Origin of the sequence: Tenacibaculum skagerrakense (assembly GCF_004345825.1) — a bacterium.
GTDB classification, from domain to species: domain Bacteria; phylum Bacteroidota; class Bacteroidia; order Flavobacteriales; family Flavobacteriaceae; genus Polaribacter; species Polaribacter skagerrakensis.
Genome location: NZ_SLXM01000006.1, coordinates 47,809 through 68,639 on the forward strand (window position 1 = coordinate 47,809; position 20,831 = coordinate 68,639).

Here is a 20,831-nt window from a genome sequence, read left to right on the forward strand (position 1 = left end):
AACTATATAAAAAGACCTCATTTTTGAGGTCTTTTTAGTTAATACTCTATTTATGGAAGAAAATATAGAATCACAAATCAATATAGAATTAGATCAAGATATAGCAGAAGGAACGTATAGTAATTTAGCCATTATAAACCATTCTGTATCTGAATTTATTGTTGACTTTATCAATATCATGCCAGGAGTACCAAAGGCAAAAGTAAAATCAAGAATTATTTTAACTCCGCAACACGCTAAGAGACTCACAAAAGCATTAGCTGATAATGTTAGAAAATTCGAGCAAGTGCATGGAGAAATAAAAGATTATGAACAGCCTCCAATTCCAATGAATTTTGGAGGAACAACTGGAGAAGCATAAAAAATGAAAACCGAAACAAATTTGTTTCGGTTTTTTATTTACGTATTTTTAGAATCCAAATACTATTCAATAATGAAACTTAAAAACAGAACTAAATATGTGGCATTATCTCTAATGTTAGTTAGTGCGGCATGTAAAACGGATCAACAAGATAAAGAGCCAACAGCGGAAGAAATCCAAAAAGAATCGGCAAAAGTAAATGCGTTTTTTCAAAAACAATTTCAAGAATCATTAGACTTACATCCTATGTATCAAACGTATTTAGGAATTAAAAAAGATGCTGATAAATGGGATGATCTATCTGATGAATTTGCAGATAAAGAATTAGCATTAACAAAAGAAGCTTTACAATGGATCAATGATTCAGTAAATGTTAAAGCGTTAGATACAAACACTAAGCTAAGTCATGATTTATTTAAGCAAGGACTAGAAAATACGATTGCAGATGATAAGTACAGATTATACACCTATCCTGTAAATCAAATGCATGGTGCACAAGCTGAAATTCCGGCTTTTTTAATCAATATGCATCAAATAGGCGATAAAAAAGATGCTGAAAATTATATAAGTAGATTAAAAGGAATTAAGCCTATGTTTGCTCAGTTATCTGAGAATTTAAAGAAAAGGCAGGAGGCTGGAATTATGATTCCTAAGTTTGTTTTTACTAAAGTTTTAGATGATTCAAGAAATTTAATCAAGGGGCAACCTTTTGATAGTTCTGAAAAGAAAAGTACCTTACTTAATGACTTTGAAACAAAATTGGCTAAGCTAGATGTTAATGATGATGAAAAAAGCAGCTTATTAGAAGATGCAACGAAAGCTTTAAAAGAAGATGTTTTAGCTGGCTACACAACTTTAATTACTACGTTAGAAGAACAAGAAAAAATAGCTACCACTGATGATGGTGCTTGGAAGTTTCCGAATGGTGAAGCGTTTTATAACAATGCATTACAAAGAACAACAACGACTAATTTATCTGCGGATGAAATTCATAAAATAGGACTAGCAGAGGTTGAAAGAATTCATGGTGAGATGAAAGCAATTATGGAAAAAGTTGGTTTCAAAGGAAGCTTACAAGAGTTTTTTCAATTTATGAAAACAGACAAGCAATTCTATTTTGCAGCAACAGATGAAGGAAGAAAAGAGTATATGGACAAAGCGACAGCGATCATAAATACTATGAAAGGTCGTTTAGATGAATTGTTCATTACAAAACCAAAAGCCGATTTACAGGTGAAAGCAGTAGAAGCTTTTAGAGAGAAATCTGCTGGAAAAGCGTTTTATCAACAACCTGCAATTGATGGCTCTCGTCCAGGAACTTATTATGCAAATATGTATGATATGGCAAGTATGCCTTCTTATCAAATGGAAGCATTAGCCTATCACGAAGGAATTCCAGGGCATCATATGCAAATTGCAATTGCACAAGAATTAAAAGATGTTCCGATGTTTAGAAAGTTTGCTCGTTACACGGCTTATGTGGAAGGTTGGGGTTTATATTCTGAATTTATTCCTAAAGAAATGGGGTTTTATGCTGATCCGTATTCTGATTTTGGTCGTTTAGCCATGGAATTATGGCGAGCTTGTCGTTTGGTTGTAGACACTGGTATTCATTCAAAAAAATGGACTAGAGAACAAGGGATTAAGTATTATACAGATAATACACCAAACGCCGAATTAGATGCTATTAAAATGGTAGAAAGACATATTGTTATGCCAAGTCAGGCAACAGCTTATAAAATAGGAATGATTAAAATTATTGAACTTCGAGAAAAAGCTAAAAATGCTTTAGGAGAAAAATTTGATATTAGAAAATTCCACGATGTAGTTTTAACTAATGGTCCACTACCACTTGATATTTTAGAAAAATTGGTTGATGAGTATATTGTTTCTGAAAATTAGAAAGTAAACAAATTATAATATCTAAACCGTTGAATTTTTCAACGGTTTTTTTATACTTCAAATTCAACTTATCTGTTTGGTAAAAAGAAAATTAATAGTACTTTTGCAACCGAAAATTAAAAAATTGTTGAATTACAAATTGCTAAAAATCAAATACTATTTATGAAGAATATAAAGCTTTTAGTAGCCTTACTGTATAGCACTATTTGTTTAGGACAAATAGACGCAAATACGCAATTACCGAATGTTTTACCGATGTCTCCAGAATCATCTGAATTTATTAGATATGGTGACGTACCAGTAAATAATTATACAGGAATACCACAAGTTAATATTCCTATTTATACATTAAAAGCTAATGGTATAAATATTCCTATTTCACTGTCGTATAATGTAAATGGTATAAAGGTAAATCAAGAAGCCACATGGGTCGGATTAGGATGGCATTTAAGCGCAGATATGGAAATTGTGCAGTCCGTTGTGGGTTTAGATGATTTTGGGTACTACGCATACAGACAATATCCAGATTTTGATTGTTTAATTTCTAAACAATCAAGTGGATTAACCGCTACATCTGTTATGAGTCAAGAGAATTCATTTTATTTAGGTTTTGATGATAGATGGAATATTGAAAATCCGGATTGTTTATTTAATCCTGTAAATTACGCAGGGACAAAAGATACACAACCAGATATTTTTTATTTTAATGTTTTGGGTTACGGAGGTAAGTTTATGTTGGATTGGACAACTGAGACTTTTGTTTGTTTAACAGATAAAAGAATAAAGATACAAGCTCCGAATTATTCATTTCCGAATAAGCCAAACAATTTTACAATTATTGTTCCAGAAGGTCATAAGTTCGAGTTTGACCTTAAAGATGAAGTGGCTGTAAACAGAAGTTTAAGTGTTAATAGTTTTGGTGGTGCTGCAGGTTCAAGTATCGATATGGTAAATAGAAATGAAAAGACTTCTAGAGTATTTAAACTATCTAAGATTATTACAAATAAAGGAGGATTTGTAGATTTTGAATATACTACTTCATTAGTAAGTAAAAATTTACCTACGATTAATCTTATAAGTCGAAGTTATGACCCTAAGGAAGGTGCTGGATCAACTTACATTCCGGATAATACAGGAATTACTACTTCTTATTTTGCTACAGAACAAACTTTTTCTTACCTATCCGCTATTAAATATGAAGATACTCAAATAAATTTTTTGACATCTTCTAGAATAGATTTGAAAGAAGCAAAAAAGTTGGACAAGATTGAAGTAAAATATAAAGATGTTGTTGTAGATTCTTTCGATTTCGATTATTCATATTTCGAAGGCCATACAATAGGAAATAACTGGGATAACTTTTTGAATTACGATAATTACGTTGTTGGTAAAACTAATGAAGAATTGACGCATAGATTAAAATTAAATTCATTTAAAAGAACCGGTATTAACCCTTATATTTTTGACTATGATCAAACTGTATTGCCTAAGAAAACATCATATGCAACGGATTATTGGGGTTTTTATAATGGAATACATACTAATGACTCTTTTTTTCCAAATATTTACAGGTTCAATGTAGAAAGACACGATCCACTATATCTAGATTATCAAAATAATAATAAAAGTGCTGATATTAATTATACAAAGGCAGCTACTTTACTTAAAGTAACGTATCCAACTAAAGGAGCAACCATTTATAATTATGAGTTAAATTCTTTTTCAAATTTTGATGCTCCATCGAAAGAACAAGGAGAAGCTAAGAACTTTTCTATAACAACGGGAACTGGTTCTGGACCAAATCCCAACGAAGTTATTTTAGTTAAAGGTGGAAGTACTATTTTTAATGGAAATGCCTTATTGAGTACTAGGGGATGTAATTTTGCTGACTTATATGATGATACTTATATTGAGATTTTTCACTTTAAACCTTCTTTAACAGCATTGATTGAAAATACGTCATATAATTATTTATATGAATTAGCAGCTTTAGGTTTAATAAAAGGTTCTTCAAATTTTAATCAAGCTAACTATGATACTTACATAAATGAAGTAAAATCAGTTAGAATGAGATATGATGATCCTGAAGAATTATTAATTAGTGATTTGCAGTTTATTTTTCCTGAGGGAGTAGTTTATTTTACGGTAAAGGGAGGTTGTGGCACGTATAATGGAACTGTTAATTCTAGCCAGGTAACATTAAGTTTATCTTATAGAGATTATTTACCATTAGCAAATGAATCATACGGAGCTGGATTACGTGTTCAGGCAATAACTGATTATACGGATGGAGAAAATCCATTTCAAGCGGCAAATAAAAAAGTATTTGATTATACCAATGGTAAACTTATGAGCCCGTTGATTTTTTATAGTAAGGCAGAAACTTCATTTGAAGTTCCGATGTTAGTAGGGTATCAAGGAGCAGGTTGTACACCTCCATCGGACTATTTAGATAAACAATCAGCATATTTATATGCATATAAAGAGTTTGTAAAAAACCCAAGTTTGAAAAATGCGGAATCACTACGTTTAGCATTATATCAATTGGACAATACAACCCTTAATGCTGGGGCAAATTGTAGTCCTATTTATCAAATAAACAGTTTTATTGGTAATAAAAGAGAGCTTACTTCAGGGAGTTTTGTTCAGCCTTCATTAAATGCAAATGGTAATTATGTTGGGTATTCAGAAATTATTGAAAGGAGAGTTGATGTTAATGGGAATGATAATGGTAAGGTTGTCTTTGAGTTTATAAACAACCAAGATGATGGTGTTCCTCAGGATAACGAAGGTAATTCTTATTTCCAAGAAATAAATTTACCGTTTACAAAAAAATATCCTGAAAATGGATTATTACTTAAAACTAGTATTTTAAATAAAAACAGTGATACAATCCAAAAAGTAGTATATACTTATAATTCAAGTATGGAAGAAGCTTTATGGGGTGTTAAAACTATTCATACAGATACAAGAGCTTTTTATACAAGTACTACAGGACCAGTTATTGAGCAGTCCTATTTAACCGGTGTTTATCCAATTCGTTCTGGAGTTAGTTTATTAGAAAAGGAAGAGACTTTTAATTTTGATTTAGATAATAAAATCGAAACTAAAGTAGAATATACTTATGATGATTATAATCAAAATAAAACTACTAAAGTTACTTACTCAGGTAATAATATTAGAGAAGTAAGAAATAAATATCCATATGATTTTCAAAATTCATCTGTGTTATCAGGAATGATAAGTAATAATATTTTAACTCCTGTAATAGAGGAAGAAATCCTGAAAAATAACGAAAGATTAACACTTCAGAAAAACAATTTTAAATTAGTTAGTGGAGAAAATAATTATCCAATGTATTTGCCAGAAAGTGTTGAAAATGCTAAAGGATCTCATGCTTTAGAACAAAGAATTCTTTTTAGCACTTATGATTCTAAAGGGAATTTGACACAAGTAAGTAAAAAAGATGGTTCGAAAATTTACTATGTTTGGGGGTATAATAAAGAATATCCAATTGCTAAAATTGAAGGATATAATAATAGTATTACTTCTTTTCAACAGACTGCAATTGATGATGCAATTACGTCTTCAAATTTTGATAAATCTGACACTACGGAGAACACTTTAAGGACGAAGTTAGAAAGTTTAAGAAATGCTTTTGGAATACAAGCTATGGTTACTACCTATACTTATAATCCGTTAATAGGTGTAACAAGTATAACCGATACCAGAGGTGAGACGGTTTTTTATGAATACGACAGTTTGAATAGATTGTTATACATAAAAGATGCACAAGGAAATATTTTAAAAGAAAATAAATACAATTATAAAAACTAAGACCGCTATGAAAAGATTTATATTATCATTAGTTTTTTTATTGCCAATTATAGCATTTTCTCAATCAGAAGAGAATGTTATAATAGAAAACGAAACTATTACAGGAAATAGTCAAATTATTGCTTCCAATAGTATTGTTATTCGTCCTTCTACAATCATACAATCTGGAGCAAATTTTTCAGCGAGAATTCTTTGGGATGTATACACTCCTTTAAGTTTAAGTAATGAAAACTATGTGTTAACAAGAGATTTTCAAATTGCAACACAAGGTACTACTGTAGAAAGTAATAAAGATGTAATAGAAACAGTTGTGTACTATGATGGTTTAGGTAGACCTATTCAAAATATTGGAATCAAACAGTCTCCAACAAAAAAAGATATTGTTACACATTTTGAATATGACGATTATGGAAGACAGGCTAAAGAATATTTACCTTATCCATCAGACATAGGAAATGGTAGCTTGAAAACCAATGCTACGGATAAAATAAATAACTATTATTGGACTAATTATCAAGAGGACTTTTCAAGTAATACTAATGTAAATGCATATGCTGAAAAATTATTTGATGGTTCTCCATTGAATAGAGTTTTAAAACAAGGTGCTCCAGGTAACGATTGGAAAGCAACTGGCATAGGAGGGTATTCTTATTATGATCATGCAATTGAGTCAGATTATAAAAACAACATTGTTAATGAAGTTTTTCATTTTACAATGACCCTTGATAACACTAGAAACTCAAAAGTTTACGAAGCTACTCTAAATCCTAACCCATCGTATTACCAAGCTAATGAGTTGTATAAAAGTATCGTTAGAGACGAAAATCATACAGCCCCAGCTACAGGAAGTAAATTGCACACTAAGGAAGAATTTACTAATAAAGAAGGCCAAGTGGTGTTAAAAAGAACTTATGCGTTAGTGAATAATGTCGAGGAAGCACATGATACGTATTATGTATATGACGATTTTGGAAATCTAAGTTTTGTATTGCCTCCTAAAGTTACTATTGTTGATGGCGTTTCTACTACAGAGTTATCAGAACTTTGTTACCAATATACCTACGATTACAGAAATCGAATGGTGAAAAAGAAAATCCCAGGTAAAGGCGAAGAATATATTATTTATGATAAACTAAATAGGCCTGTATTAACCCAAGACGTAAACTTAAGAGCTAATAAAGAATGGTTGTTTACTAAGTATGATGCTTTTGGACGTATTGTGTATACGGGAAAATATACACATGCTACTATTTTGGATCAAGCAGCAATGCAACAAGAGTTTGATGCTTATAATATAGGAATTAATGCGTGTTATGAAGAAAAGTTAACAACTCCAGGAGCATTAGATATATATTACTCTAACATTAATTTCCCAAGTACAAACCTTGAAGTGTTTACTGTAAATTATTATGATGACTACACTTTTAATAAAGCAGGAGCACCAATTAACGCTAGTTCCTTTGGTGTGGATGCTACAACTAGATTACAGGGATTAGCCACAGGTGCTAAAATTAAAGTATTAAATACCAATGATTGGATAACTTCGGTTACCTACTATGACGAAAAAGCTCGACCTTTTTACATATATACAAATAACAGTTTTCTACAAACAACTGATATTGTTACTTCTAAGTTAGACTTTGTAGGTAGAGTAGAGGAAACTATTACTACCCATAAAAAAGTAGGGCAGGAAGATATCATTATTGGAGACAATTATACATATGACCATGTAGGTAGACTGTTAAAGCAATCTCAAGAAATAAATAATCAAGAAGCGGAAATATTATACGATAATAAATATAATGATTTGGGGATGTTGTCTCAAAAAAATGTTGGGAGTACTTTGCAAACAGTCGATTACGCTTTTAATGTAAGAGGTTGGTTAACTAAGATAAACGAAGATAGCAACGACGATAACGATCTGTTTAATTATGAAATAAAATATAATACACCAAGTTCGGGTCAAGCCTTATTTAATGGTAACATTGCTCAAACTAGTTGGCAGACGTTAAATGTAGATATTACAAAGAGAGGTTATAATTATTCATATGACGCATTGAATAGAGTTTTATCTGCTACAGGATTAACTAGTTCAAATTATGATATTTCTGGTATTACTTATGATAAAAATGGAAATATTCAGAGTTTAGTTAGAAAAGGTCATACACAGTTAGCTCAAGATGGTAGTGTGAATTCTTTCGGTGTAATGGATGATTTAGTTTACACTTATGATTCAGGTAATAAGTTAACCAAAGTAATAGATAATAGTAATATAGATTTTGGATTTAAAGATGGAGATAATATTAGTAATGATTATAGTTTTGACGATAATGGTAACTTGATAATAGACGAAAATAAAGGTGTTAATTCTATTACTTATAATCATTTAAATGTTCCAGAAACAGTTGTTTTTACTGACCAAAGCACTATTAAATATACTTATGATGCTACAGGAGCTAAAGTATCAAAGGAAGTAATAGATAATTTATCTGGAAATAATACTACTATTCATTATGCAGGTGATTATACTTATCAAGATGGAATTTTAGAATTTATTAAACAGACTGAGGGATATATTGTAAAAAATAATAGTAATTTTAATTATGTTTATACTTATAATGATCTTCATCAAAATACTAGATTAACATATTCAGATTCAAATAATGATGGATTTATATCTAAATCAGAGATTATTGAGGAATCTAATTACTATCCTTTTGGGCTTAAACATAAGGGATATAATAATATTACGAGTTCTAATGGTAATAGTTTAGCCCAAAAATGGGGATTTCAAGGGCAAGAGTTACATGATGAATTAGGTTTAAATGTAAATGAATTCAAGTATAGGTTTTATGACCCTGCCCATGCTCGTTTCTGGAGTTTAGATCCGTTGGCAGAAGATTTTGTTTACAATTCTACCTATGCGTTTGCTGAGAATAAGATAGGTATGGGTATGGAACTTGAGGGTCGAGAGATATTTTTTAATGATATAGCCTCTCAGTTAGCTATAATGGCATATCAGGGATATCAAAGTATTAAAAATAAGTTTTCCAGCGGTGTAAATGATGTTACCGATTCCTATCAGCAGGAAATGAAACATAAAGTTGGAGTTACTAATTCTAATTATGATCCCGAAACCGATAGAATTAAAAGAATGGCAGGGGTTGGTAAAGTTGCTGAAACAGTTACAGACTCTGCTCATTTGGTGGCTGATTTGGCTGGTACGGCAGAACCAACTCCAATTATTGACACGTTACATGCATTAACATACGGTTTAGAAGGTGATTGGACTAGTGCAGGGTTTACTTTTTTAGGTGTTTTTTCTTATGGAGGTGATAGTTTTAAAATGGCTAAGTATGCAGATGAGTTCGGTGAATTAGGTGGTGGAATCGTTAGGAGATTTATTGACAATTTAACACGAGAAAATGTTGAAGGAACTTCAGTTTTATCATCTCAAATATGGGAATATGGAAGTGAGTTACTTGTAGATGTTCAATTGATATTTAGAGAAGAGGGTTATGGAGGGAAAGTACTCAAGAATTTTTTAGATGAAATAAATAAAGCAAGTGCAAAATTAGGTTCTAAGTCGCAGAAGATTACATTTGAAACCGTTCTTGACAACGAAACCGTAGAGATGTATAGAAAACAAGCAAAGATTTATGGTTATGAATTTTCAACTACTTTTAATGAAATTACTCAAGCAATTGATGTTATATGGACAAAAAAATAGATAAGTTTGAACTAATAAGGGAACAAAAAGATAGAATCCTTAATAAGTTAAGTAAGTATATGGGCTATATGGATTCATGGAGAGGATTAGCTAACAGAACAGTAAAGACTCGGATTTTAGTGGATAATGAAAATTTACAGTCTAGAAATGTTTTATCAGATGATGAATTACCAATTTTAGAATATTATGAGAACGAATTTAATTTTTTAATATTTACAACAAGTTCGATATACTATAAGCATGGATCAATTAATATTAGCTTTAAATATAATGATATAAAATTAATTGATAGTAATAATGATTTTATAAGATTAAAAGAAGCCCCTGATTTTATTGATTTTAAACTAATTTTGTCCGATAATAGTAGAATTAATTTTAAAGTAGAGACTGGAGCTCCATTTAAAGCAATGATTTTGCTTATAAGTTGGCATAAAAATTTATAATATCTTAAATTTCTTTGACTCAATTGACATACCTGTAGTACGGACTTATAATCCCAGCAATAATAAAGAGATTTAGTTTTTAATATTCATAATAGCTCGGAAATTATTTCCGAGCTATCTTTTTTCCATTAAGTATAAACTATACTTATCAACTACACAGAATTCAAAGATTCCTTCCCCGCTCCCGCTAGTTTGTAACTAGTGGCGGGTATGAGTAAGCAGAAGATACTACATCAAAACCACAACAAAAAGGTTTTATGGAGTAAATACTAATTCAAGAAGATGTACTTAGGTACATCTTTTTGTTTTTAGTGGAGATGTTATACGAGTTTTGTATAATGATGTTTGTTAATCCGTGGAATAACAAAGAGAATTAGTTTATTATCTATTTATAATAGCCCCCGCTACCGCCAGTTTGTAACTGGTGGCGAGTATGAGTAAGAAGAGTAATGATTAATTTAAAATACAACCACGTTATTTTAAAAGTAGCGTGGTTTTTTTTGTTTTTTATACCCGATACCCGATAGCGCGGATTTGTAATCCGTGCAAGAACATACTTACAATTATTTACTATTTATAATAGCTCGGAAATCATTTCCGAGCTATCTTTTTTTTAATTATGTTGTTATTTCCGAGTAATCGGTGATTTTTTTAAGGTAAGTGTTAATTAGCTTTAGCATCGAGTACGTATTTTAGTTTTGAACTGAGGGATTCCTTCGTCGTTTCACTCCTCGCAATGACGTTTGTTTTTTTGTCATTGCGAGTATAACGAAGCAATCTCTTTAAGTTTAACCTCTTTTTCATCAATAATTGAAGAGATTTTGTATCATATACATAATCATATATAGAAACGAAAGATTCCTTCATCGTTTCACTCCTCGGAATGACGTTTGTTTTAGTTCGTCATTGCGAGTCTAGCGAAGCAATCTTTCAAAATGTGCTCTGTTTTTACAAATAATTTTGAGTTCATTGAATAGGTTAATTATCAAGTACATAATCATAAATTGAAACAAAAGATTCCTTCGTCGTTTCACTTCTCGAAATGACGTTTATTTTTCCGTCATTGCGAGTATAACGGAGCAATCTCTTTATATTTAGCCTATTTTTCATCAATAATTGAAGAAATTCTGTATCATATACATAATCATATATTGAAACGAAAGATTCCTTTCCTCATTTCACTCCTCGGAATGACGTTTATTTTTTTCGTCATTGCGAACCTAATGAAGCAATCTCTTTATATTTAGCCTCTGTTTCATCAATAATTGAAGAAATTCTGTATCATATACATAATCCCCCCGCTCCCGCTAGTTTGTAACTAGTGGCGGGTATGAGTAAGCAAAACATACTACATAAAAACCACAACAAAAAGGTTTTATGGAGTAAATACTAATTCAAGAAGATGTACTTAGGTGCATCTTTTTGTTTTTAGTGTAAAAAGTACTTTAAGGCTCTTTATATTTAGTCTCTGTTTCATCAATAATTGAAGAGATTCTGTATTATATACATAATCATATATTGAAACGAAAGATTCCTTCGTCGTTTCACTCCTCGCAATGACGTTTGTTTTAGTTCGTCATTGCGAGTCTAGCGAAGCAATCTTTCAAAATGTGCTCTGTTTTTACAAATAATTTTGAGTTCATTGAATAGGTTAATTATCAAGTACATAATCATAAATTGAAACAAAAGATTCCTTCGTCGTTTCACTCCTCGGAATGACGCTTATTTTTGTTCGTCATTGCGATCCTAGCGAAGCAATCTTTTCAATAGTACCGTAATTTTCCAAGCTTTTGCATAATAGCGTTAGATGTAATATGATGAAATAGCAAAATTGTATTTTCTAACTTTTATACAAAATCACCCTTTTCGGGTGAATAAACCCGATAGCGCGGATTTTTAATCCGTGTAATAACATATCTTAAAGTTAATTACTACTTACAATAGCTCGGAAATCATTTCCGAGCTATCTTTTTTTAATTAAGTTATCATTACTGAGTAGTCGAGAATCTTATTTAAGTAAGTGTTAATTAGCTTTCGCATTAAGTATGTATCTTAGTATTGAACTGAAGGATTCCTTTGTTGTATCACTCCTCGGAATGATGTTTTTTTTAGTTCGTCATTGCGAGCTTAGCGAAGCAATCTTTTAAAATGTACCGTAATGTTTAACTTTTTTATAAAATCACCCTTTTCGGGTGAATAAGGCCATGTTTTTAGCATTTATATTTGTTGGAGTATTAATCAATTATTAAAAATTTAAATACAAAAAGAAATGGAATTTTTAAAAAACATGAACGCTAAAGCGTTATCAAAAAATCAGTTAAAAACTATTGTTGGAGGTGCTAGCTATAGCTGTAGATGTGCAAACGGAAGTAAATCTTGGACGAAAGATTACAATTCAGATTTATCAGCTGCTATTGATGCAACAAATCAATGTGGAGGAGCTGTAGCTTATTGTGATACAGTTTCTGGTTCATTAGCTGGCGGGCCTGCTCCAGGACCAGGTGGTAATATGCAGTAGTAGTCCCCTCTGTTAATTTATCATGTGTATCAACATATAATCCTCAGTAAGGATAAATAGATTGATGTTAACGGCACAAAAGCTCATCTTTTAAAAAGATGTAGCTACAATTTAAGCACTATCAATAAGATGATAGTGCTTTTTCTTTATACAAAGTAAAATTAGAATTTACTAAAATTTAATTGATAGTATTAGTCATGAAAACCACATTCAAAAGATACTTTGGTACTTTTTTGTCATTTTATGATAGTATAAAAACTAAGTAAATCCTTAATAATCAGTAAATCAATAGTTTCTTACTTTTTTTATATATTTACACCATGGGTCTATCCTATGTTTTAAGGGAAAGTAATATTTGGGGGAATGATACTGAACTTAAACTAAAAGACCAAAAAAGCCTTTCTGAAAAGAAAGGCTTTATATTTTATGGTAATAGGTGTATTTATTACTCAGTTTCGTTATCTTCTGTTTCTTTAATTTTAGAAACAAAGTTGCTTAATCTTTTTCCGTATTCAGAGTTTTTAACTCTATCGGTTAAACTGTTATTGATAGTATCTAATAAGTAAAGATTTGCATCATATAGTTCAGTTAAAGCAATATAAGGAGCCGCTTCACTATCTTTATTTGAAATAGCAAAGTTTGTTGTAAATAAAAAACGACGACGAACTAATTTTTTATAATCAGCAGCTAAACTGTCAGCTTTTATACTATCGTTTTTTGAGCGCGCTTCCAAATCCTGAGCTAAGTAATCTAATCTCTTTGATTTAAATTGTTGATCAATTTCGTTGAATTTATCCATTACTTCTTGGTTTTTAGAACCAGAAATTACAGGTTTAAAACCAAAATTTTCAACATCATCTTGTATTGTAATAGTTCCTTCTTCACCAAAGAACATAATTTTCTTAGGAGTTGTATTTCCGTCAAAAGTTAAATAATACATTACAGGAGACTCAACATTATCGGTAAGAGAAAACTTATCATCACCTAATAACTGAATAGAATCTACAGAAACAATAGCGGTATCTTTCAATTTTTGAAGATATAATGTTCCTTTTTTCAAACCTTTAATCTGACCAGTTACAACCATATTTCCCATTTTCTTTTCAGAAGAACAAGAAAAAGCAAGTAACGAAACCAATGCTAATGCGATAATATTTCTCATGTGTTTTTTAAATTTTCGATTGCAAATATGCAGAATTCTAGGCAACTTTTGAGGCGATTTCCATTAAAATTGTACACAAAATAGCACCATAGGTTCCTACAACATATCCAAATACAGCTAATAGCACTCCAACTGTAGCTAAAGAAGGATGGAAAGCTGCAGCAACAACAGGCGCACTTGCTGCACCACCAACATTAGCCTGACTTCCAACAGCCAAGAAAAAGTAAGGAGCTCTAATTAATTTTGCTACTAAAATCAATAACCCAGCATGTATTGCCATCCAAACTAAACCAATAGCTATTAAACCTGGATTTTCAATTATTTTTGATAAATCCATCTTCATACCGATAGTCGCAACTAAGATGTAAATAAATACACTTCCTAGTTTACTAGCACCAGCTCCTTCATAATTTTTTGCTTTGGTAAATGATAATAAAATTCCAATAGCAGTAGCAATGGTAATCATCCAGAAGAATTTTGAAGAGAAAGAAGATAGGGCAGAACTTTTATCGGCAATAGCGCTAACATTTTCTGTTAAAAATGATGAAATAGCTTCAGCTCCCCAATGTGCAATTCCCACTGCACCAAAAGCTAGCGCTAAAAGAATCATTAAATCTGTAAGTGTTGGATTTCTCTTTACGCTTTCGGTAAACGAGCTTACTTTTTTCTTTAATTCTTCAATTGCTGAATTATCAGCCTTTAACCAGTTGTCAATTTTCTCTGATTTTCCAATACCAATTAATAAAACAGCCATCCAGATGTTAGCAACCACTATATCTACTAAGACCATTCCTCCATATTTTTCCGGATTGTATTGATAAATTTCTAGCATAGCAGCTTGGTTTGCTCCACCACCAATCCAGCTACCTGCTAAAGTAGATAAACCTCTCCAAACAGCATCAAAACCAACACCGCCAACAGTATCAGGAGAAACTAAACTAATTAATAAAATAGCTAAAGGCCCACCAATAATAATTCCTAATGTTCCAGTAAAGAACATAATTAATGCTTTGGGTCCTAAATTAAAAATGGCTTTTAAGTCAATACTTATCGTCATTAGCACTAAAGAGGCAGGTAATAAAAATCTACTAGCAATATAGTACGTTTTAGAGGTGTCTGCAGAAATTATTCCAAGTGAGTTAAAAATTGCAGGGATTAAATAACACATTAATAATCCTGGGACAATTTTGTAAAATTTTAACCAGAATCCCTTTTTTATGCTTTCAGTATAAAAAACAAATCCAAGTGATATCATTAAAATTCCAAATACAATTGCATCGTTTGTAAAGAACGGTTGATTTTCCATTAGTAGTTAAGTTTTTGCTAAGGTATCAAAAAAATTTATTGCTGCTTCTTCGTGTGATTTGTACTTATGGCAACCCCAAGTTGAATTCTGTCTAAGTTTTGATTGTTAATATTGATATTCATATACCCTAATTGTAGTTTTACTACTTTAGATAGTTGGTATTTGAAACCAAAGCCTAGCCAGTTCTGATTGTATGCATCAGCGCCATCAAAATCTAAGAAAACTTCATCATAGATATAACTCGACCATTTTTTGGAGATTGGATATCCTAATGCTAATTGATAGCGTAAAAAATGACCTGTTTGTGAATTGAAAAATCGATGTTCTCCACGTAAACGATGAGAGAAATTTAAAACGGAAATTTTATGGTTGGCCAATAAATCTTCATAGATTCGATGTTCATTAAAAGTGCCTCCATCAATTCCAAAAGAAGTATCTGTAGTAAGAAAAGCATATCCTAATGTAGCACTTAATGTGTTGTCTATTTTATAGTTTGCTCCAAAACGTCCAATAAATTGCTGCATATCTTCACCAATTTCAAAAAAGCGAAAATGTGCCATAGATTTAATACTAAACTTATTTGATATTGTGTGCGATCCATTATACATGTACCAAATTCCTAATTCTTTTTCAGGGTTTTGTTGAGATGTTAGATGAATTGAAAATGTTAATAATGCTAAAACAAGTATTATTTTTTTCATTTTGTAAAGGTTGATTTATAAACATAAGAAATCCTTGTTCAAGTTAATTAAACAAGGATTTTCTTTGCTTTATGTGTTTTTAATTCAGACTAAAAATTTTAGTTTCTTTAAAAGGAGAAATTGTAATTTTTTCTAATGCAGCTTTATAAGCAGGCCAATCTTTATTAAAGAATGTATTGGTTTGTCCTAATGCGTCTTTTAATGAGGTTTTAAATTGATTTATTAAACGTGTTTCAGTTTCAGTTAAATTACCAAATCTACTATTCACATACCAATTTGCTGTTCCTAAACGTGAACTTACATTAGGGTCAGGACTTCTAACAATTCCTTGACGTTTATCAACTTTTCCTAAGTATACATTTAAAATAGTATCAATTTTTTTGATGATATCTTTTGAAGACTTAATTTGATCCTTGTATAGCTTTTTGTCTTTTTCAGATAATTCCTTTTCGTAATCTTCAGCTATTTTTTTGCTTTCAACCAATTGTTTTACGGCGTTAGCCATAACTTCTTGATGTTTTTCAAGTTCTTTAGCAGCATTATACTTTTGGTTGATAGCCTCATTAGATATCTTCAATCTAGGATCGAAGGCTACGATTATATTCTGCTCTGATGTTTGATCTCCAAAACTAGCTTTTATTGAATAGGTTCCTGGTTTTACCGTCACACCAGAAGGCTCAGATTTTGATTTTCTGATATTTCTAGAAGCGCGGGCAACGCCTTTTTCATCCATATTCCAAACAAAAGTATGTATACCATTTTCTTTTGGAGCTTTTCTTTTTAAGGTTCTAATCAAACGAGTTCCATCGTAAATTTCAACTTTAATAGAATCCCATTTTACGGCGTTATCTTCTTTTTCTTCTGCTTTCTTAGAAGGTTTTCCCTCTTTGTTTTTAGAATCCATTTTTGGTGCATTCAAGTAATACTTTATTAAAGCACCACCTTGTCTGTTTTCACCATTATACAAAGCGTCTGCTCCAAATCTACTTCCAGTTGGTTGCTGGTAACTTGCTTGGTATGCAGTAGGAGGAGTGAATAACTCAAAGTTTTTAGAGAGCACATTTTTATTTGAGGCAATAGCTCTTAGTGGACGAATATCATCTAGCACCCAAGCAGCTCTACCAAAAGTTCCTATAACTAAATCGTGTTCTCTTGGATGAATTACTAAGTCTTTTACAGATACTGTAGGGAAACCTTGAGTCCACTTTGTCCATTTATTACCGGCATCAAAAGAAATATATAAACCATCATCAGTACCTAAGAACAATAAATTAGCTTCAATTGGATCTTCAACAATACACAAAGCATAGCTTTTTACGTCATTTTCATCAACTATGCGCTCCCAAGTTTTTCCATAATCTTTAGTACGGTAAGCGTAAGGTGTGTAGTTAAAACGACGATAGTCATTTGCAATTAACAAGGCTTCTCCTTTATTTTTGTTAGAAGCTTTTACCTGAACAATCCAACTATTTTCTGGTAAACCTTTGATGTTTTTAGAAACATTTGTCCAATTTGCACCACCATTTTTAGTTACATGAACTTGTCCATCATCCGTTGCTGCCCAAAGCATATCTTTTTCTAAAGGAGAAGGTTCAATTACTAATACTGTACAGTGGTTTTCTGCTCCAGTAGCATCCATTGTTAAACCACCACTTTCATGTTGTTTTAATTTAGATTGATCATTGGTTGTTAAATCTGGTGAAATTATTTCCCAAGTTAAGCCTTTATCTGTTGATTTATGAACAAACTGACTTCCGAAGTAAATTGTAGCATTGTCAAAAGGATCAATGTTGATGGCAGCATTCCAGTTGAAACGAAGTTTCACTTCTGGATTAGGGTGTGTTGGTCGAACTGTGTAATTATTTCCGGTTTTATAATCGTATCTTGATACAAAACCTTGTTGACTCATAGACCATCCATAACGAGAATCGTCTTTGTCTGGCACAACATCAAAACCATCTCCGAAACTAATTTCTTGCCAATAAGAATTTCTAATTCCTTGTGCTTTCCATACATAAGCAGGACCTCTCCAAGAACCATTGTCTTGCATACCTCCATAAACGTTATATGGGTATTCATTATCTACATTGATATGATAAAACTGAGCAACAGGTAAATTTCCAATAAAGCGCCAAGTTTTACCACCATCTTTTGTAATATTCATTCCACCATCATTTCCATCAATCATAAATTTTCCGTTTTCAGGATGAATCCACCAGGCATGATGATCAGGGTGCACACCATTATTAGCTCCGTAAGCTGGCATTAACATTTTAAAACTTTTTCCTCCATCTTGAGAAACGTTTACATACGTGTAAATACTGTAAACTCTGTTTTCATTTTGCGGATCTGTATAAATTTCAGAATAATAAAAAGGACGATTTCCAATACCGTTAGTTCCAGATTTATTATTTACCATTTTCCATTTAAATCCTCCGTCATCACTTCTATACAAAGCATTCTTTTTTGCTTCAACCAATGCATAAACTAGATCTGGATTGCTTCTAGAAATGGATACACCAATTCTACCTAAATCTCCCTTAGGGAATCCATCTTCATCAGTAACTTTTCTCCAATTGTCTCCGCCATCGTAAGTAATGTATAATCCACTTCCTTTTCCTCCTGAATTAAAGTACCAAGGATCGCGTTTATGCTCCCACATTGCTGCTATTAATTTATTCGGATTTGAAGGATCCATTACTAAATCGGCAGCACCAGTTTTATTATTGTTGAATAAAATTTGTTTCCAAGTTTTACCTCCATCAGTAGTTTTATAAACACCTCTCTCTGGGTGTTCTCCCCAAGGTGATCCGATAGCCGCTACATAAACAACATCTGGATTGTCTGGATGAACTATAACACGATGAATATGTCGCGTTTTTTCTAATCCCATAGATTTCCAGCTTTTACCTCCGTCTAGCGATTTATAAATTCCGTAACCTCCATTTAAACTGTTACGTGGATTACCTTCACCAGTTCCAACCCATATTACGCTAGGATTTGATTGTTGAACTGCTATAGCACCAATGGAAGCAGTAACTTCTTTATCAAAAATAGGTTCCCATTTAATACCGCCAGAAGTAGATTTCCATAAACCTCCAGAGGCAGTTCCAACATACATTATATCTGGGTTTTTTAGTACAACATCAATAGCGGTAACTCTTCCGCTCATTCCACCTGGGCCAATATTTCTTGGTTTCATGTTTTTTACCAAGTCCATTGAAAATTCTTGACCAAATACAATTGATGATACTAATAAAAGTAGTAGTGAGAAAGATTTTTTCATGAAAAAATGAATTAGTTGATTTAAGAGATCTTAAAAATACAGCTAATTCATTGCAGGAGTTCTTAAAAAAATGTTAACGAAAAATAGATTTAGAATTTTAAGGAAGTGGTTTTGAACTTTAATACTAATGTTTAGATGACTAGTTTAACTATTTAAGAACAGATTCTGAACTGTCTGTCCTATTCATCATTGTTCTTTTTAGGTTCTCTTTTAGCATCTTTCAAAGCCTGCATAAGCATCCATTCAATCTGTCCATTGGTAGATCGAAATTCATCAGAAGCCCATTTTTCAATTGCTTTGAGCATGTCTTCGTTAATACGTAATGCAAATGCTTTTTTTTTAGCCATAATACTGTCTAAATCAATTTAAATTAATGAAATCACCCAGTAAGTGATATACATAAAACAATAGAGTAGTAGTTTAATCATTGGTTTCTTTCGTTTTGTAATAGTGGTTAATACATTGATTTACCTTATTTATTTGTTGTGTTCCAATTAAAATTTTTTTTCCTTCTTTCGTGATAATTTGTAAGCCTTCATCACCAGAAACATTGTAAGCAACGCCATTTTCTTTTTTCCAGAAAATTCCGCCTTTACAACCCCAACCACCATATTCACTTAAAGCGTCGTACTTCCTAGTATATACTTTTTCCATTTCATTCCATTTAATAAGCTTGAAAGAAAAATGCATAGGAGAGAATTTATAATGGACTCCTTTTTCATCAATTTTTGTAGTGAGTTTAAAAACAAATATGAATAAAAAACTGAGTAGAATAATTGATGAAGCAGATATGATAACCTCTTTTAGAGACATTTCATTATTGTTATAAGCTCTAATAGAAAGAACTAATGGAACAATTGAACTCATCACTAAAACAACAATAATCCATAGTTGTGTAAATCGTTGCTCTTCTTTAAATATTCTCATTTCTTAATTTCTTAGTAAAACTATTATCTGTTTTTATCTCTTTCAAAAACAATATTCGTCCAACTTTCACCAATATGCTTTAAGGTCCAGCCTTCACGTGCATATTGATTTAATAATTCTTCCAATTTATGATACCTATTTTTAAATCCTAGTTTAGGCATAATCACTTTATATTCTTTCATAGTTTATATCTGTTTAATTACAATTCTTGAATTTCCTCTTTTTAAAGCTTCGATAAAAGGTTCTACTTGATTCTCTAATGTTCTAAATACAATGGTTTTTTCCCTTTTATTTGAAGTTATAATAGTCAACTCAGTTTCATTATTATTTTGTTCAATTTCTATAGCTTCTACAGAGTTAATTTTAATAGTGTTATACCAGTTGTACCTTAACAGATAATAGAAAACTAAAGCAACAATAATAATAACGACAGTTAATCTTAAAGAAAATCTAACATAATCCATAGTAGATTCAAAATTGTTTGTAAATACACTTTGCTGTATTCTGTATATTAGTAGTATAGCTATTATAAGAATCCATCCTTTTTCTTTTATTTCTTTTAGCAATCCACCGTCTTTATAAATCTGCAACGTTTCGCTCTTTACTACTATTTTTCCATCTACTAAAATGAAACTGAATTGATGTTTGTTCATTAGTT

At 31.4% G+C, this 20,831-nt stretch carries 14 protein-coding genes; 6 read left to right on the plus strand and 8 right to left on the minus strand.

Features of this window, described 5'->3' with window-relative positions; genetic code table 11:
• Nucleotides 1-52: 52 nt before the first annotated feature.
• The 6 genes from EV195_RS10535 (at nt 53) to EV195_RS10560 (ending at nt 12,791) form a co-directional block, all read left to right on the plus strand.
• Nucleotides 53-361 (plus strand): DUF3467 domain-containing protein, encoded by a 309-nt coding sequence (locus EV195_RS10535; RefSeq protein ID WP_132794919.1) that lies wholly within the window; start codon nt 53-55, stop codon nt 359-361.
• Between the two features lie 72 nt (nt 362-433).
• Nucleotides 434-2,263: a DUF885 domain-containing protein gene (locus tag EV195_RS10540; protein WP_132794920.1), complete on the plus strand. Its 1,830-nt coding sequence runs from the start codon at nt 434-436 to the stop codon at nt 2,261-2,263.
• Between the two features lie 162 nt (nt 2,264-2,425).
• Nucleotides 2,426-6,100: an RHS repeat domain-containing protein gene (locus EV195_RS10545; protein ID WP_132794921.1), complete on the plus strand. Its 3,675-nt coding sequence runs from the start codon at nt 2,426-2,428 to the stop codon at nt 6,098-6,100.
• Between the two features lie 7 nt (nt 6,101-6,107).
• On the plus strand, nt 6,108-9,830 hold the full coding sequence (locus tag EV195_RS10550) for a DUF6443 domain-containing protein (protein ID WP_132794922.1): 3,723 nt from the start codon (nt 6,108-6,110) through the stop codon (nt 9,828-9,830).
• 68 nt (nt 9,831-9,898) lie between these two features.
• Nucleotides 9,899-10,273 (plus strand): hypothetical protein, encoded by a 375-nt coding sequence (locus EV195_RS10555; RefSeq protein WP_165915716.1) that lies wholly within the window; start codon nt 9,899-9,901, stop codon nt 10,271-10,273.
• 2,269 nt (nt 10,274-12,542) lie between these two features.
• Complete coding sequence (locus tag EV195_RS10560; protein ID WP_132794924.1) at nt 12,543-12,791, plus strand: hypothetical protein; 249 nt, start codon at nt 12,543-12,545, stop codon at nt 12,789-12,791.
• 445 nt (nt 12,792-13,236) lie between these two features.
• Here the strand turns inward: EV195_RS10560 and EV195_RS10565 are convergent, their stop codons facing one another.
• The 8 genes from EV195_RS10565 to EV195_RS10600 all read right to left on the minus strand — a co-directional run bounded on the left by EV195_RS10565 (nt 13,237) and on the right by EV195_RS10600 (nt 20,826).
• The gene (locus tag EV195_RS10565) at nt 13,237-13,953 is read right to left on the minus strand and encodes a DUF4369 domain-containing protein (RefSeq protein ID WP_132794925.1); all 717 of its coding nucleotides are present in this window, start codon (nt 13,951-13,953) and stop codon (nt 13,237-13,239) included.
• A gap of 37 nt (nt 13,954-13,990) precedes the next feature.
• On the minus strand, nt 13,991-15,259 hold the full coding sequence (locus tag EV195_RS10570) for a DUF819 family protein (RefSeq protein ID WP_132794926.1): 1,269 nt from the start codon (nt 15,257-15,259) through the stop codon (nt 13,991-13,993).
• Between the two features lie 35 nt (nt 15,260-15,294).
• On the minus strand, nt 15,295-15,960 hold the full coding sequence (locus EV195_RS10575; RefSeq protein WP_132794927.1) for a DUF2490 domain-containing protein: 666 nt from the start codon (nt 15,958-15,960) through the stop codon (nt 15,295-15,297).
• A 79-nt stretch (nt 15,961-16,039) separates the two neighbouring features.
• Nucleotides 16,040-19,246, minus strand: coding sequence for a VPS10 domain-containing protein (locus EV195_RS10580; RefSeq protein WP_132794928.1), 3,207 nt, complete (start codon nt 19,244-19,246; stop codon nt 16,040-16,042).
• A 179-nt stretch (nt 19,247-19,425) separates the two neighbouring features.
• Nucleotides 19,426-19,593: an Arc family DNA-binding protein gene (locus tag EV195_RS10585; protein WP_132794929.1), complete on the minus strand. Its 168-nt coding sequence runs from the start codon at nt 19,591-19,593 to the stop codon at nt 19,426-19,428.
• Nucleotides 19,594-19,666: 73 nt separating this feature from the next.
• Nucleotides 19,667-20,173, minus strand: a complete 507-nt coding sequence (locus EV195_RS10590; RefSeq protein WP_132794930.1) for a hypothetical protein — start codon at nt 20,171-20,173, stop codon at nt 19,667-19,669.
• Between the two features lie 23 nt (nt 20,174-20,196).
• Entirely contained in the window at nt 20,197-20,355 is a 159-nt protein-coding gene (locus EV195_RS10595; protein ID WP_132794931.1) for a DUF4177 domain-containing protein, read from the minus strand.
• A gap of 3 nt (nt 20,356-20,358) precedes the next feature.
• Complete coding sequence (locus EV195_RS10600; RefSeq protein WP_132794932.1) at nt 20,359-20,826, minus strand: hypothetical protein; 468 nt, start codon at nt 20,824-20,826, stop codon at nt 20,359-20,361.
• Between the last annotated feature and the right edge of the window lie 5 nt (nt 20,827-20,831).

What these genes read in the sequence shown, in the direction of transcription:
- EV195_RS10535 (WP_132794919.1), top strand. Translation starts at nt 53, where the DNA reads ATGGAAGAAAATATAGAATCACAAATCAATATAGAATTAGATCAAGAT.
- EV195_RS10540 (WP_132794920.1), top strand. Translation starts at nt 434, where the DNA reads ATGAAACTTAAAAACAGAACTAAATATGTGGCATTATCTCTAATGTTA.
- EV195_RS10545 (WP_132794921.1), top strand. Translation starts at nt 2,426, where the DNA reads ATGAAGAATATAAAGCTTTTAGTAGCCTTACTGTATAGCACTATTTGT.
- EV195_RS10550 (WP_132794922.1), top strand. Translation starts at nt 6,108, where the DNA reads ATGAAAAGATTTATATTATCATTAGTTTTTTTATTGCCAATTATAGCA.
- EV195_RS10555 (WP_165915716.1), top strand. Translation starts at nt 9,899, where the DNA reads ATGGATTCATGGAGAGGATTAGCTAACAGAACAGTAAAGACTCGGATT.
- EV195_RS10560 (WP_132794924.1), top strand. Translation starts at nt 12,543, where the DNA reads ATGGAATTTTTAAAAAACATGAACGCTAAAGCGTTATCAAAAAATCAG.
- EV195_RS10565 (WP_132794925.1), bottom strand. Translation starts at nt 13,953, where the DNA reads ATGAGAAATATTATCGCATTAGCATTGGTTTCGTTACTTGCTTTTTCT.
- EV195_RS10570 (WP_132794926.1), bottom strand. Translation starts at nt 15,259, where the DNA reads ATGGAAAATCAACCGTTCTTTACAAACGATGCAATTGTATTTGGAATT.
- EV195_RS10575 (WP_132794927.1), bottom strand. Translation starts at nt 15,960, where the DNA reads ATGAAAAAAATAATACTTGTTTTAGCATTATTAACATTTTCAATTCAT.
- EV195_RS10580 (WP_132794928.1), bottom strand. Translation starts at nt 19,246, where the DNA reads ATGAAAAAATCTTTCTCACTACTACTTTTATTAGTATCATCAATTGTA.
- EV195_RS10585 (WP_132794929.1), bottom strand. Translation starts at nt 19,593, where the DNA reads ATGGCTAAAAAAAAAGCATTTGCATTACGTATTAACGAAGACATGCTC.
- EV195_RS10590 (WP_132794930.1), bottom strand. Translation starts at nt 20,173, where the DNA reads ATGAGAATATTTAAAGAAGAGCAACGATTTACACAACTATGGATTATT.
- EV195_RS10595 (WP_132794931.1), bottom strand. Translation starts at nt 20,355, where the DNA reads ATGAAAGAATATAAAGTGATTATGCCTAAACTAGGATTTAAAAATAGG.
- EV195_RS10600 (WP_132794932.1), bottom strand. Translation starts at nt 20,826, where the DNA reads ATGAACAAACATCAATTCAGTTTCATTTTAGTAGATGGAAAAATAGTA.